Genomic DNA, 14,547 nt, shown 5'->3' with positions numbered 1-14,547 from the left:
GTCGCCCCCTGCCGGGCATGCTCAGGTGGAGCGGCCGCGGAGGGGATGGCGATGGAGAGCTACGACGACGACTGGACCGACAGCCAGCGCGCGCTGTACGACGAGTGCTACCGGGCCGGCGGCGAGTGGGCGGACGATCCGGACACCCCGTCCGACGACGTGCAGCACGTGATCAACCTGGCCGAGGCGGACGACGACGCCTTCCAGGACGCCGAGATCGACTACGCACCACTGGTCGACGCGGTCACCCAGGCCAGCGGGGTCAACGTCACCAGCGTGCCGGCCCGCCACGACGACCCCGGTTTCCGGGGCTTCACCGACGGCGTCCGGGACGCCACCGCCGATGACGTCTTCGGCCTCTGACCGACCCGTCCGGGAGGCGGCCCTCCCGCTCGCGCCATGCTTCTGCCACCATTCGCTGGACAGCGCTGCGAACGGACGGGGGCACAGGTGCGGATCCTGCTGGTGGAGGACGACCGTCGGGTTGCCGCCGCGCTCTCCTCCGCCCTCACCCGCCGCGGCTACCAGGTCGAGCACGCGGCCACCGTCGCCGCGGCGCTCTCCGCCGCTCCGTGCGACCTGGTGCTGCTCGACCTGACCCTGCCCGACGGGGACGGCACCGACCTGTGCCGGGAGCTGCGTCGGCGCAGCAGCCAGCTCGGGATCATCGCGGTGACCGCGCGGGGCGAGGAACGCGATCGGGTGCTCGGCCTGCGCCTCGGCGCGGACGACTACGTGGTCAAGCCGTTCTCGATGGTGGAGTTGCAGGCCCGGATCGAGGCGGTGCTGCGCCGGGCCGCGAACACCGCGCCGGAGCGGCACCTGATCGAGGCCGGGGCGGTGCGCATCGACGTGGCCGCCCGGACGGTGAGGGTGGACGGCCGCGAGGTCACGTTGACCCGCAAGGAGTTCGACGTGCTGCTCTCGCTGGCCCGCCAGCCGGGGGTGGCGGTGCCCCGCGACCGCATCCTGCTCGACGCCTGGGGCACCACCTGGGCCGACCGGCACACCGTCGAGGTGCACGTCGGGTCGCTGCGCGGCAAGCTGGGCGACGCCCGCCTGGTGGAGACCGTACGCGGGGTCGGCTACCGGCTGCGCGATGCGTGAGGGGCTGCCGTGCGCCGTCGACTGGTGATCAGCTATCTGCTGCTGATGGTGCTCGTCCTCATCGCGTTGGAGAACCCGCTGGCTGTCACCCTGGCCAGCCGCGAGACCGAACAGGTCCGCGCCGACCGGCTCGCCGACGCCACCCGGTTCGCCTCGCTGGCCGGGCCGGCGCTGCGCGGCGGCGGGCCGGGCCCACTCGAAGCGGAGCTGCGCAGCTACGACGAGCTGTACGGGATCGGCGCGGCGGTCGTCGACCGGGACCGTCGCACCGTGTTCGCCTCGGCGAGCTGGCGGCCCGCCGGGGGGACCGCGACGGCTCTGGACATCGCGCTGTCCGGGCAGCAGACCAGCACCCCCGCCACGGTCTGGCCGTGGACGGCCGGCGCGGTGGTGGTGGCGGTGCCGATCAATGACGGCGGCGAGGTGCTCGGCGCGGTGGTGATCGTGACGTCGGTCGACCCGATCCGCCGGGCCGTCACCTCCTGGTGGTTGCTGCTCTTTCTGGCCGGCCTGCTCGCCATGCTGGCCTGCGTACTCACCGCGTTCGGGCTGGCCAGCTGGGTGCTGCGCCCGGTCACCGAGCTGGACGCGGTCACCCATGAGATCGCCGAGGGCGATCGGGGTGCCCGGGTGCAGCACCGACTCGGCCCGTCGGAGCTGCGCCGGCTCGCGGCCAGCTTCAACCACATGGCCGACGTGGTCTCCGACGTGATGGACCGGCAGCGCGCGTTCGTCGCGCACGCCAGCCACCAGCTGCGGAACCCGCTCACCGCGTTGCGGCTGCGGGTGGAGGAGCTGGGTCCCAGCCTCACCGACCCCGACGGGCGCTCCGAGCACCGGCTGGCGCTGGAGGAGACCGACCGGCTGGCGCTGGTGCTCGACGCGCTGCTCACCCTGGCCCGGGCCGAACGCGAGGAGAACGAGCGGGTCACCGTGGACGCTGCCGCCGTGGCCGCGTCCCGGGTGGCCGCGTGGGCGCCGTTGGCCCGGCACCGGTCGGTCGCGCTGCGGCTCGCCACGAGCGACGCCCCGGCGTACGCCCGGACCGTGCCGACCGCCGTCGACCAGGCTCTGGACGCATTGATCGACAACGCGGTGAAGTTCAGTGGGGCCGGCGGGGCGGTGACGGTGACCGTGGCCCGCCGCGACCAGGGGGTGGCTCTGGAGGTGCGGGACACCGGCCCGGGGATGACCGAGAGTCAGCTCGGGCAGGCCACCGAGCGGTTCTGGCGGGCACCGGACGCACAGAACGTGGACGGCGCCGGGCTCGGCCTGACCATCGCCGCGGTGCTGGTGGACGCCTCCGACGGGCGACTCACCATGCGACCGGGGGAGCGGCGCGGGCTGGTCGCCGCCCTGTGGTTCCCGGCGCCCGCACCCGACCTTGAAGCCGACCCGGCCGACGGGGAACCGACCGCCGACCTGCGGCCCACCCCGGCTCGGTAGCGGTCAGGGCTTGGCCGCGCGGTACCAGGCGGCGGCCCCCGGGTGCAGCGACAGCGGCGCGGTGGCGATCGCCGAGCGCGGGCTCATCTGCCCCGCCGCCGGATGCGCGGCGCCCAACTCGGCCCGGCGCTCCATCAGCAGCCGGGTCACCTCCCGGACCAGCCGCTCCGGCAGGTCGGCCCGGACGATCAGGTAGTTCGGGTCGGCCACCGTGGTCACCGGGTCCACGCCGTACACCGAGCGGGGGATGTCCCGGGAGACGTAGACCTGGCCGTAGCGGGCGCGCAGCGGCTCCGTCCACTCGCCGAGGTCCACGATTCGGGTGGCGCTGCGTCCGGCCAGCTCCTTGATGCCCTGCACCGGCAGTCCGCCGGAGAAGAAGAACGCGTCGATCTCCCCGGCGCGGAGCGCGGCCACCGAGTCGTCCAGCCCGAGCCGCTCCCGGAGCACCCCGTCGCCGCCGAGCTGGGCCACCTCCAGCAGCCGCATCGCGGTGATCTCGGTGCCCGATCCGGGTGCGCCGACGGAGACCCGCCGGCCGCGCAGGTCGGCGACCGTGCGGACCGGCCCGCCGCCGGTGGTGACCAGGTGCAGCTGGTCGTCGTACACCCGGGCGACAGCGTTGACCGACGGGCTTTCCGAGGTGGTGGTGGGCAGCACGTCGGCCTGGGTGAAGCCCAGTTCGGCTGCTCCGGAGCCGATCAGCCGGACGTTCTCCGCCGAGGCGGCGGTGACCACCACGGTGGCCCGCACGTTGGGCAGCTCCCGGTTGAGGATGGCGGCCAGGGACTGCCCGAAGGCGTAGTAGACGGCGGTCGGGCTGCCGGTGGCGATCCGGATCGGCAGCGGCTCGGCCTGGGCGTCCCGGCAACTGGCGGCACCGGCCACGGTTGTGGCCAGCAGCAGCGCCAGCAGCGCGGCCATTCCCACGCGGCGGCGGCCGAGCCGGCCGGACGAGGTACGACTCACGCGGAGCACTGTGCGCTGCCGGAACGGTGCGCGCAAGCCCCGTTCGGGTGGGTGGGGCGTGCCGGGTCAGCAGGCCGGGCGGCGTTCCGGCTCCGTTTCCGAGCCCCGTGCGGCCTCCATCGCCGCGCTGCGCAGAATCCGCTCCCGGTCCGGCCCGTCGGCGACGCTGACCAGGAAGCAGCCGGTGCCGGGGCGGAGCACGGCCGGGACAGCGAGCACGGCCGCGCTACGGATCAACACCGCGGCCAGGTCCCGGTCAGTGAGCCGTACGCCGAGGATGTGCCGGCGGACGTGCCGCCCGCCGGCCAGCAGCGCCGACCGCCAGGCCGCCGCCGCGAGCCGGGACACCCACCGGCGACGGGCCGGTGAGGCACCGGGCTGCGGCCCACCGAGCAGCTCCCGACGCCCCTGCCACCAACCGGCGTTCAGCAGCCGGGTGTACGCGCCGTGATGCTCCGGGGGCACCCAGAGCCGGTGCAGCTCGTAGCGGCGGCGCAGGCCGCCGACGGCCACCTCCTGGGTCACCGGAATGTCCAGCCGGGCGAGCAGCTGCCGCATCCGCTGAGCGGCGTCCTCCCGGTTGAACTCCACTCCCGGCGAGTGCGACCGGAGCGCCGCGGTCGGCCGGGCGACGGTCGGCAGGGGTGTGCACCGCAACAGGCAGGCGGCCTCGAACGCGTCGCCCAGGGTCAGCCAGTCCAGCGGGGGTGGCGTCGCCGGCGAGCGGAGCCGGTCGAGCAGGGCGGGTTCACGGGCCAACGAGGCGCTCCCTTGTCGGAGTCTGGGTTCCCCTACCGTGACCCCTGCCCCGCCCTTGCGGAACTGATCCCGCCCAGCCTTGAGGAAATCTTGCGGCTGGCGACCCGCCTACAGCTCGGTGACCACCAGATCCACCTGTCGCGGCCGGCCGGCTGGGGCGGCCTGCTCCACGACGGTGTGCTTCAGCTCGCGCAGCGTGCCGACCAGTTCCCCGGCGGTTCGCGGCCGGGCGCCGGCGATCAGCAGGTCACGGACCAACCGCCCCTTGGTCGCCTTGTTGAAGTGGCTCACCACCGAGCGGACCGGCACACCGTCGACCTCCCGCTCGTGCAGCACCCGCACGGTCACCGTGCGCTCGGCCAACTCCCCGCGCGGCGTCCAGGTGGCCGCGTACGAGCCGGAGCGCAGGTCGAGCACCGGCCCGGTGCCGGCCGCAGCCGTCAGAGCCGGCGCCAGCACCGGCCGCCAGTACGCCGACAGCGCCCCCACGCCGGGCAGCCGGGCACCGATCGGGCAGCGGTACGGCGGGATCCGGTCGGCGAGCCGGACCGCGCCCCACAGGCCGGAGCTGATCAGGATCGACCGGCGGGCCGCCCGCTGCGCCGCCGCCGGCAACGAGGCCAGCTCCAGCGCCTCGTAGAGCACCCCGGTGTAGATCTGCGCTGCCGGCGCGGTGGCCGCCACCCGCAGCCGGGCGTTGCGGCGCAGCTCGCCGCGCTGGCCCTCGCTGAGCCCGAGCGCCGCCCGCGCCGCCGCCTCGTCCGGCCCGGTGCTCAGCGCCACCAGCGCGTCCAGCACCCGCTCCCGGGCCGGGTTCAGCTCGGGCAGCGCGAGCCGGTCCGGGTCCCACCGTCGGCCGGTGCCGGCGTCGGCCTTCCCCTCCGAGGGCGGCAGCAGGATGAGCATCGGGTCTCCTCGACGGGTGGGACGGCGGCGCCCACGCGCCGGCTCGGCCAGCGTACGACCCGCCGCTACCGCCAGGGCCGCACCGGGGTGTCGGGGTGGTACACGCGATAGCCGTCCAGTTCCCGTACCGGTGCGGCGTCGGGCTCGTCGGCGAGCAGTCGACGCAGCCGCCGCTCCATCGGCGAGTCGATCTCCACCACGTAGCCGGGTCGCTCGGCCCGCCCGACCTGCCGCCAGTACGGCAGGTACCGGTTCTGGCCGGGGGACAGGTCATCGTCGAGCACCCCGCAGACCACCGTTTCGTCGGTGTTGAAGACCAGTCGGTTGCAGGTCCAGTAGTCCCCGTACACCTCGTGGGGGCCGTTGGCGCGCAGCGCGGCGGCGAGTTCCCGGGCCTGGCGCTCCTCGGTCCGCGACGCCCGCACGTCGGTGGTCACGAAGAGCACGGTGATCACCAGCATGGTCGCCGTCAGGCCGGCCAGCACGGCGGTGGCCAGTGCGCCGGTGAGCCGACCGAGCACCCCGACCGTGCCCCGCCAGCAGGCCACCGCGGCCACCCAGAGCGGCCAGAGCACCGCCGGCAGCGACAGTTGCAGCACCGACAGGTAGCGGGCGTTGTCCAGCGGACTGGTCGCGGCGAGCGGGCTGCGCACGTACGACAGCAGGGTCAACGCGGCGCCGGCGACCAGGGCGAGCTGCACCACCGGCCGGACCCGCTCCCCGCGCGGCGCTCCCGCCGCCCGGCGGTACGCGAGGACCGCGAGCACCGCGGCGACCACCAGCAGCACCGGGTAGAGCAGCCCGAACCACTGCTGCCAGCGGCCGCAGCCGTCCACCGGGCAGAGCCCGTGCGCCAGCGGCACCCCCTCCAGCAGCCCGCCCCGGATCCGGTCCGACCACGGTGGCAGCGGGCCTTCCTTGGTGCTCACCTCCCGGAACACCGACAGCGAGTCGTCACCCGGCGCCGCCCGGAGGTTGTCCCAGAGCATCGGTGCCACCCCGACCACGACGCCCGCCACCAGCAGCAGGCCGGACCAGCCGACGAGTTCCCGCCGCACCGCCCACACCAGCGCCAGCCCGGCCACCGCCAGGTAGGGCAGGATCAGCCAGTCCGACCAGGCGGCCAACCCGACGAGCAGGCCGAACAGCGCGACGGCGAGCCGGCGGCGGTGGACCGTGCCGGCCGCCAGCCCCACGGTGATCAGCAGCATCAGCAGCACCGCGGGCTTCACCTCGGGCCGTCCGCCGACCACGGTGAGCTGATCGCGCACCACCCGCTCCGGCCCGAGCGCCAGCAGGCCGACGATGAAGGCGGCGAACCACGGCGCGCAGAGCCGGCGGGTCAGCCGGTGGATCAGGTAGAGGAAGACCGCGTACAGCGCGAGCATCGGCAGCCGCAGCACCGGCCAGCTCGGCCCGGCCACCGCGACCAGCGGCGCGGCCAGGTACGACTCCAGCATCCCCATGTAGTGCTGGCCGTAGAGGAAGACCGGGTGCTCCCGGCCCTGCCCGATGTGCAGCGCGGCGAGGCCGAAGGTGGCCTCGTCGCTGTTCGACACCGGCACGGTGTACAGCGTCAGGACCAGCCGGTACCCGATGCCGGCCAGACCGAACAGCAGCGCGACGAGCGCCGGTCGGTCGAGTCGTGGGCGCCACCGCCCACGGTGCTGCTCTGGTTTCGACACGACCACGCCCCCGTCGTCGTCCCGACCGGAGTGTTTCACGCATGGCGGGCTGGTCGGGGTGGTTCGGCTCAGCCGGGGTCGGCTCGCGTGGCCGTGGCTGTCGACGTGTGGCAGGGTTGGCGCGTGCCACCCACTCCCGCCGGCCAACTGGCCGTTCCGAACCTGCACCGGGCCGCGCGGATCGAGGACGCCGTGCACCAGCTCGTGGAGCGTCGGCTGCGGCGCACCGGCTGGCGGATCAACATCATCGCGTACACCAACTACGGCTCCCCGGGCTGGGTGCGGGTGATGTGCCGGGTGCTGCTCGGTCGGCCGGACACCCGTCAGCGGGGCCGGTTGGACAAGGTCCGCGGCTGGCGCAGCTTCACCACCCTGCCGGCCAAGCACGTCACGGTGACCATCGAGGCCGGCGGCGTGCGGCACGAGACCCGGGCCGACCGCAGCGGCTTCGTCGACACGCTGGTAGAGGCCGACCTGCCGCCCGGGTGGGGCACTGTCCGGCTCAGCGTCCCGGACGCCGAGCCGGTCGACGCGCCGGTGCGCATCCTCGACCCGGACGTCAAGTTCGGCATCCTCTCCGACATTGACGACACGGTGATGGTGACGGCGCTGCCCCGGCCGCTGCTCGCCGCGTGGAACACCTTCGTGCTCGACGAGCACGCCCGCAACGCCGTGCCCGGCATGGCGGTGCTCTATGAGCGGCTGGTCACCGCGCACCCCGGCGCCCCGGTCTTCTACCTCTCCACCGGCGCCTGGAATGTGGCGCCGACGCTGACCCGGTTCCTGTCCCGGCATCTCTACCCGGCCGGGCCGCTGCTGCTCACCGACTGGGGCCCGACGGCGGACCGTTGGTTCCGCAGCGGTCGGGAGCACAAGCGGGTGACCCTGGCCCGGCTGGCCCGAGAGTTCCCCGACGTGCGTTGGCTGCTGGTCGGCGACGACGGCCAGCACGACCAGGAGATCTACCGGGAGTTCGCCGCCGCCCACCCGGAGAACGTGGCGGGGGTGGCGATCCGCCGACTCTCCCCGACCCAGTCGGTGCTGGCCGGTAGCCTGCCCGCCCCGGCCGGCCTCCCGTCGACGGGGCCGGTGGGGCAGAAGTGGCTCTCCGCGCCGGACGGCGCCGGCCTGTGGAAGCTGCTGCGCGACGCCGGCCTGGTCTGACCGCCGGTCCGCCGGGTATCGGAGGGTGGTCGGCGTCGCGAGGTGACTTCGTAGCGGGAAGATTGTGAAGGATACTTGCGCAACGGATCGGCAACCTTGAACATATTTTCGTGCGTAGAGACTATGGTCGATATTTGTCAGGGCTGGCGCTGGTAGCGGCGCTGGTGCTCGGCGCGGCAGCCCCCGCCTCCCCACCCGCCCCTCCGGACACCGTGCCGGTGGCCGCCCAGGCGGCCTGCGTGACCGATCCGGCAACCCCGAAGCGGCAGCTACGCGGCATGTGGATCGCCAGCGTGGCCAACATCGACTGGCCCAGCCGCACCGGGCTCACCCAGGCGGCCCAGCAGGCGGAGTACCGGGGCTGGCTCGACCTGGCCCAGCAGCGTCGGATGAACGCCGTCGTCGTGCAGATCCGCCCCGCCGCCGACGCGTTCTGGCCGTCCACCTACGAGCCCTGGTCGCAGTGGCTCACCGGCACTCAGGGCGGCAACCCCGGCTACGACCCGCTGGCCTTCATGGTGGCCGAGGCGCACGCCCGCAACCTGGAGTTCCACGCCTGGTTCAACCCGTACCGGGTCGCCACCCACACCGACCTGACCAAGCTGGCGGCCAGCCACCCGGCCCGCAAGAACCCGGGCTGGGCCGTCGCCTACAACGGCCAGCTCTACTACAACCCCGGCATCCCCGCTGTCCGCGCCTTCGTGCAGGACGCCATGATGGACGCCGTCCGCCGCTACGACATCGACGCGGTGCACTGGGACGACTACTTCTACCCGTACCCGGGCAGCGGTGGGGGTTTCCCCGACCAGGCCACCTTCGCCCAGTACGGCGCCGGCTTCAGCAACATCGCCGACTGGCGGCGCAACAACGTCAACCTGTTGGTGCAGGAGATGCACAACCGGATCCGGGCGATCAAGCCGTGGGTGAAGCTCGGCGTGAGCCCGTTCGGCATCTGGCGCAACGCCGGCACCGATCCGCTCGGCTCGCGCACCACCGGCCTCCAGTCGTACGACGCGATCTACGCCGACACCCGCCGCTGGGTGAAGCAGGGCTGGATCGACTACATCGCCCCGCAGATCTACTGGCACATCGGCCACTCCTCGGCCGACTACGCGGAGCTGGTCCGCTGGTGGTCCGAGACCGTGGCCGGCACCGACGTGCAGTTGCTCGTCGGGCAGGCCACCTACCGCGCCGGGGCGTCCGGGCAGGACGCCGCCTGGCAGGACCCGGCCGAACTGACCGGCCACCTGACGCTCAACCGCACCTACCCCCGGATCCTCGGCGACATCCACTTCAGCGCCAAGGACGTCCGCGCCGACCGCATCGGCGCCGTCTCCCGGGTGGCGACCGACCACTACCGCCGGCCCGCGCTGGCGCCGGCCGGGTTGGGCGGCGCCGCGCCCGCCGCGCCGAACCTCACCTCGGCGGTACGCGGCACCGGCGGCGTGACCCTGAACTGGCAGCGCGGAGCGACCGGCAGCACGGCCGCGTACGCGGTGTACCGGCTGCCCGGCGACGGCGCGGTCGACCCCTGCGACCTCGCCGACGCCCGCAACCTGCTCGGCACGGTCTGCGCTTCGGGCAGCACCGGGACGTTCACCGACGCCACCGCCGCGGCCGGGTCGACCTACCGGTACCTGGTGACCGGGCTGGACCGGCTGCACCACGAGAGCCCGGCCAGCAACGCGCGGGTGGTCACCGGCACCGGCGGCACGTTCAGCGTGATCGTGGACAACGCCACCGCCGGTGGCTTCACCGCCGCCGCCACCTGGGGCACGTCGTCGTACCTCGCCACGCGGTACGGCGCCAACTACCGGTTCGCCGAGCCGCAGGCGGTCAGCGATCCGGCCTGGTTCAGCGCGACGCTGCCCGCCGCCGGCTCGTACCGGGTCGAGGTCTGGTACCCGGCCGACTCCGGCTACAACAGCGCCACGCCACACCTGGTGGCGACGGCGAACGGGACCGTGACGGCCACCGTCGACCAGCGCAGCGGCGGCGGGCAGTGGCGGGTGCTGGGCACCTACGACTTCGCCGCGGGGCCGCGCCAGGTCGTCGGGGTCAGCCGCTGGACCAGCACCCAGGGGTACGTCGTGGCCGACGCGGTCCGGATCACCCGGCTCTGAGCGCGCCGTTCCCCCGGGGCGTCTCGACGCTTCGGGGGAACGGTCCCGCCCGCCCAGACGTCGCCCGGACCCGGCGCGCCCGGTCAGTCGCGGCGGAGCCAGATGACGCCGAGTGGGGGGACCTGGAGGGCGGCGGAGGCGACCATGCCGTGCCACGGCACGTCCTCGGCGTGCACCTCGCCCAGGTTGCCCACCCCGGAGCCGCCGTAGTGGTGGGCGTCGGTGTTGAGCACCTCAGCCCAGGTGCCGCCGGCCGGCAGACCGATCCGGTAGTCGTGCAGCGGCTGGGCGGAGAAGTTCGCCACGCAGACCAGCGTCGAGCCGTCCGGGGCGATCCGGATGAACGACACGGTGTTGTTGGCGACGTCGTCACCGGCGATCCAGCGGAACCCGGCCGGCTCGGTGTCCTGCGCCCAGAGCGCCGGGGTGTCCCGGTAGACCCGGTTCAGGTCACCGACGAGGCGCTGCACCCCGGCTCGTGCCGGGTCGTGCAGCAGGTACCAGTCGAGGCCGCGCTCCTCGCTCCACTCCCGGTCGTCGGACAGCTCGGAGCCCATGAAGAGCAGCTGCTTGCCCGGGTGCGCCCACATGTAGGCCAGCAGCGCCCGTACGTTGGCCAGCCGCTGCCAGGTGTCGCCGGGCATCTTGCCGGCCAGGGAGCCCTTGCCGTGCACCACCTCGTCGTGGCTGATCGGCAGCACATAGTTCTCGCTCCAGGCGTACGCCAGGGAGAAGGTGAGCTGGTGGTGGTGGTGCTGCCGGTAGATCGGGTCCTTCGAGGTGTAGAGCAGGGTGTCGTGCATCCAGCCCATGTTCCACTTGAACCCGAAGCCCAGCCCGCCCTCGGCGGTGGGCCGGGTCACGCCCGGCCAGGCGGTGGACTCCTCGGCGATCATCACCACCCCGGCGTGGTGCTTGTAGACGGTCGCGTTCACCTCCTGCAGGAACGCGATGGCCTCCAGGTTCTCCCGACCGCCGTACTGGTTGGGGGCCCACTCGCCGTCCTTGCGGGAGTAGTCCAGGTAGAGCATCGAGGCGACGGCGTCCACCCGCAGCCCGTCGATGTGGAACTGGTCGCACCAGTAGAGCGCGTTGGCGACCAGGAAGTTGCGGACCTCGCGGCGGCCGAAGTCGAAGACATAGGTGCCCCAGTCGGGGTGCTCGCCGCGCCGCGGGTCGGGGTGCTCGTAGAGCGGGGTGCCGTCGAAGCGCGCGAGGGCCCACTCGTCCTTGGGGAAGTGCGCCGGCACCCAGTCCAGGAGGACGCCGACGCCGGCGGCGTGCAGCTGGTCGACCAGGTACCGGAAGTCGTCCGGGTCGCCGAAGCGGGAGGTCGGCGCGTAGTAGCCGGTCACCTGGTAGCCCCAGGAACCGCCGAACGGGTGCTCCATCACCGGCAGGAACTCCACGTGGGTGAAGCCCAGTTCGGTCACGTACGCGGTGAGCTGCTCGGCCAGCTCGCGGTAGCCGAGACCCGGCCGCCACGAGCCGAGGTGCACCTCGTACACACTCATCGGCTCCTGGTGCGGCTGCCGCTCGGCCCGCTGGGCCAGCCAGTCCGCGTCGGACCACCGGTACGTCGAGTGGTGCACCACCGACGCGGTGGCCGGCGGCACCTCGGCGTACGCCGCGAGGGGGTCTGCCTTGTCCCGCCACTGCCCGTCGGCGCCGAGCACACGGTACTTGTAACGGGCCCCGACCCGGGCGTTGGGGACGAACAGCTCCCACACGCCGCTGGAGCCGAGCGAGCGCATCGACCAGCCGTCGTCGGGCGCCCAGCCGGTGAAGTCGCCGACCAACCGCACCCCGTGCGCGTTGGGCGCCCAGACGGTGAACGCGACGCCCTCGTCGAAGACCCGGGCGCCGAGCGCCTCCCACAGCCGCTCGTGCCGGCCCTCGCCGATCAGGTGCAGGTCCAGCTCGCCGAGGGTCGGCGGGTAGCGGTACGGGTCGTCGTGCACGGCACCGTCGACCTCCACCCGGTAGTCGAGCACGGTGCCCTCGACGCGACTCTCGAAGACACCGATGTCGTGCACCCGCTTCATCGGGTGCCGCTCGTCGCCGATGAGCAGCACGACGTCGCCGGCGCCTCGGCGCATCGTGCGGATCGTCGTCCACCCGTCGGCGGGGTGCGCGCCGAGCAGCGCGTGCGGGTCGTGCGTCACGCCGGTGATCAGCTGGTCCATCGGGCGTCCTTCGAGGCGGGAGCGGTCGGCGTGGTACCGCCGGACAGGTCGGCGGGGACGTCCGCGACGGTGAGCGTGGCCGGAACGGTCGCTGCGCGTACCGGTGCGGCGGGCGGGTTCGACCGGCGCACGGTCAGCACGTGTGCCGGTTGCAGGTACGGGTCGAGCCGCACCGCGTTGCGCTGACCCCAGTCGTAGCTGGTGCCGGTGAGCTCGTCGTGCACGGTGAACCGCTCGTGCCAGTCGAAGCCGAGGGCGGGCATGTCCAGCGTGGTGTTGCCCCACTGCACGGTGCGCGGGTCGAACGAGCAGATCACGATGACGGTGTTGCCGGTCTCCGGGTCGTGTTTGGACCAGCAGAGCAGCGCCGGGTTGTCGATCTCGTGGAAGCGCAGGTTGCGCAGCTGGTGCAGGGCCGGATTGTCGCGGCGTACCCGGTTGAGGGTGGCGAGGAACGGTGCCAGCGAACGGCCCTGCGCCTCGGCGCCGGCCCAGTCCCGGGGGCGCAGCTCGTACTTCTCGTTGTCCAGGTACTCCTCGGCGCCGGGGCGGGCCACGTGCTCGAACAGCTCGTAGCCGGCGTACAGGCCCCAGGAGGGGGAGAGCAGCGCGGCCAGCACCGCCCGGATCTTGAACATCGGTGGGCCGCCGTGCTGCAACGACTCGTGCAGGATGTCCGGGGTGTTCGGCCAGAAGTTGGGCCGCATGTAGTCGGCCGCTGCGAGCAGTTCCTCGCAGTACGCCCGCATCTCGGCCGCCGATGTGCGCCAGGTGAAGTAGGTGTACGACTGGGTGAAGCCGATCTTGCCGAGACCGTGCATGATGGCCGGCCGGGTGAACGCCTCGGCCAGGAACAGCACGTCCGGGTCGACCGCCTTCACCTCGGCGATGAGCCAGTGCCAGAAGTCGAACGGCTTGGTGTGCGGGTTGTCCACCCGGAAGATCCGGATGCCCTCGCCGACCCAGTGCAGCACCACCCGCAGCACCTCGGCCCGGATGCCCTCCGGATCGTTGTCGAAGTTCACCGGGTAGATGTCCTGGTACTTCTTCGGCGGGTTCTCCGCGTACGCGATGCTGCCGTCGGCCCGGGTCGTGAACCACTCCGGGTGCTCGCTGACCCACGGGTGGTCCGGCGCGCACTGCAACGCCAGATCCATGGCCACCTCCAGGCCCTGGGCCGCCGCGGCCTCGATGAAGGCCCGGAAGTCTGCCGGCGTACCCAGGTCGGGGTGGATGGCGTCGTGGCCGCCCTCGGCGGCGCCGATCGCCCACGGCGAGCCCACGTCGTCCGGCCCGGCGGTGAGCGCGTTGTTGGGGCCCTTGCGGTTGACCCGGCCGATCGGGTGGATCGGTGGCAGGTAGAGCACGTCGAAGCCCATCGCCGCGACGCCCGGCAGCCGATCCGTGGCGGTGGCGAAGGTGCCGGAGCGCGCGCCCACCGCTCCCTCTGAGCGCGGGAAGAACTCGTACCAGGCGGAGAAGAGCGCGCGCTGCCGGTCCACCCAGAGGGAGTACGTGTCACCCTCGGTGACCAGCTCCCGCACCGGATGCTCCCAGAGCAGGTCGGCCAGGGCCAGCGCAGGGTCGACCCGCTGCGGCAGCGGCAGGTCGGTGTCGACCAGCGCCGTGAGAGCCGTGGCGACCCGGGCCCGCTCGGCGGCCGGCACCAGCTCGTTGGCGGCGGTGAGCACCCGGGCACCCTCGGCCAGGTCGTTGGCCAGCTCGGCCGGCCCCTGCCCGGCGGCCACCTTCTTGGTCACCGCGTTCTGCCAGGTCAGGTACGGATCCTGGAACGCCTCGACGGTGAAGATCCAGGCGCCGACCGTGTCCGGACGAATGGTGGCGTGCCAGCGGTCCTGACCCGGCTCCCCGGGGCGCATCCGGGTGAACGGCCGCGCCGCACCGTCCGGGCCGAGCCACACCACGTTGCAGCCGAGGGCGTCGTGGCCCTCGCGGTAGGCGCGGGCCGATACCGGCACCGGCTCGTCGACCACTGCCTTGGCCGGGTAGCGACCGCAGGCGACGGCGGGGGAGACGTCTTCGATCGGGAACCGTCCAGTCACCCCGCCAACCTACTGTGCGAGATCCTCTCGCGCGCGGCAAGCAACTGACGTTGGCGAGCTATGCGTGACCGAGGGGCAGGCGTCATGGGTGATGCCCGCCTGCAAGTATCGCGTATCATATGTGACACGTGACAGGAGG

Annotated in this window: 11 protein-coding genes; 5 read left to right on the top strand and 6 right to left on the bottom strand. The window is 73.1% G+C overall.

Annotated elements, in window-relative coordinates; all coding sequences use genetic code 11:
• The first annotated feature begins 51 nt into the window (after positions 1–51).
• From OG990_RS19230 to OG990_RS19220, 3 genes are read left to right on the top strand one after another with little or no spacing between them, the layout of a single operon-like run.
• Complete coding sequence (locus OG990_RS19230) at positions 52–363, top strand: hypothetical protein (RefSeq protein ID WP_328425658.1); 312 nt, start codon at positions 52–54, stop codon at positions 361–363.
• A gap of 36 nt (positions 364–399) precedes the next feature.
• Positions 400–1,107: a response regulator transcription factor gene (locus OG990_RS19225; protein ID WP_386988588.1), complete on the top strand. Its 708-nt coding sequence runs from the start codon at positions 400–402 to the stop codon at positions 1,105–1,107.
• Between the two features lie 9 nt (positions 1,108–1,116).
• Entirely contained in the window at positions 1,117–2,553 is a 1,437-nt protein-coding gene (locus OG990_RS19220; RefSeq protein ID WP_406076548.1) for an ATP-binding protein, read from the top strand.
• Positions 2,554–2,556: 3 nt separating this feature from the next.
• On the opposite strand, the gene OG990_RS19215 is transcribed toward OG990_RS19220, so the two are convergent.
• From OG990_RS19215 to OG990_RS19200, 4 genes are all read right to left on the bottom strand, one after another.
• Positions 2,557–3,477, bottom strand: coding sequence for a TAXI family TRAP transporter solute-binding subunit (locus tag OG990_RS19215; RefSeq protein WP_328426429.1), 921 nt, complete (start codon positions 3,475–3,477; stop codon positions 2,557–2,559).
• A gap of 111 nt (positions 3,478–3,588) precedes the next feature.
• Positions 3,589–4,281: a hypothetical protein gene (locus OG990_RS19210; RefSeq protein ID WP_406076547.1), complete on the bottom strand. Its 693-nt coding sequence runs from the start codon at positions 4,279–4,281 to the stop codon at positions 3,589–3,591.
• 108 nt (positions 4,282–4,389) lie between these two features.
• Positions 4,390–5,187 (bottom strand): peroxide stress protein YaaA, encoded by a 798-nt coding sequence (yaaA, locus tag OG990_RS19205; protein WP_328425666.1) that lies wholly within the window; start codon positions 5,185–5,187, stop codon positions 4,390–4,392.
• A gap of 65 nt (positions 5,188–5,252) precedes the next feature.
• Positions 5,253–6,872 carry an ArnT family glycosyltransferase gene (locus OG990_RS19200; protein WP_406076545.1) on the bottom strand — a complete coding sequence of 540 codons (1,620 nt, stop codon included), beginning with the start codon at positions 6,870–6,872 and terminating at the stop codon, positions 5,253–5,255.
• Between the two features lie 123 nt (positions 6,873–6,995).
• Between OG990_RS19200 and OG990_RS19195 the strand changes: the two genes are divergently transcribed.
• Entirely contained in the window at positions 6,996–8,036 is a 1,041-nt protein-coding gene (locus OG990_RS19195) for a phosphatase domain-containing protein (RefSeq protein WP_328425670.1), read from the top strand.
• 110 nt (positions 8,037–8,146) lie between these two features.
• Positions 8,147–10,159, top strand: a complete 2,013-nt coding sequence (locus OG990_RS19190) for a family 10 glycosylhydrolase (RefSeq protein ID WP_406076543.1) — start codon at positions 8,147–8,149, stop codon at positions 10,157–10,159.
• 83 nt (positions 10,160–10,242) lie between these two features.
• On the opposite strand, the gene glgB is transcribed toward OG990_RS19190, so the two are convergent.
• Positions 10,243–12,345: a 1,4-alpha-glucan branching protein GlgB gene (gene glgB, locus OG990_RS19185; protein WP_406076541.1), complete on the bottom strand. Its 2,103-nt coding sequence runs from the start codon at positions 12,343–12,345 to the stop codon at positions 10,243–10,245.
• Entirely contained in the window at positions 12,333–14,408 is a 2,076-nt protein-coding gene (locus tag OG990_RS19180; protein WP_406076539.1) for a maltotransferase domain-containing protein, read from the bottom strand. Before OG990_RS19180 ends, glgB begins: the two co-directional genes overlap by 13 nt.
• Positions 14,409–14,547 lie beyond the last annotated feature (139 nt).

It is taken from the genome of Micromonospora sp. NBC_00858 (genome assembly GCF_045207365.1).
Lineage (GTDB): Bacteria > Actinomycetota > Actinomycetes > Mycobacteriales > Micromonosporaceae > Micromonospora.
This window is presented reverse-complemented; position numbering and strand designations above follow the sequence as displayed.

What these genes read in the sequence shown, in the direction of transcription:
- OG990_RS19230 (WP_328425658.1), top strand. Translation starts at nt 52, where the DNA reads ATGGAGAGCTACGACGACGACTGGACCGACAGCCAGCGCGCGCTGTAC.
- OG990_RS19225 (WP_386988588.1), top strand. Translation starts at nt 400, where the DNA reads ATGCTTCTGCCACCATTCGCTGGACAGCGCTGCGAACGGACGGGGGCA.
- OG990_RS19215 (WP_328426429.1), bottom strand. Translation starts at nt 3,477, where the DNA reads ATGGCCGCGCTGCTGGCGCTGCTGCTGGCCACAACCGTGGCCGGTGCC.
- yaaA (WP_328425666.1), bottom strand. Translation starts at nt 5,187, where the DNA reads ATGCTCATCCTGCTGCCGCCCTCGGAGGGGAAGGCCGACGCCGGCACC.
- glgB (WP_406076541.1), bottom strand. Translation starts at nt 12,345, where the DNA reads ATGGACCAGCTGATCACCGGCGTGACGCACGACCCGCACGCGCTGCTC.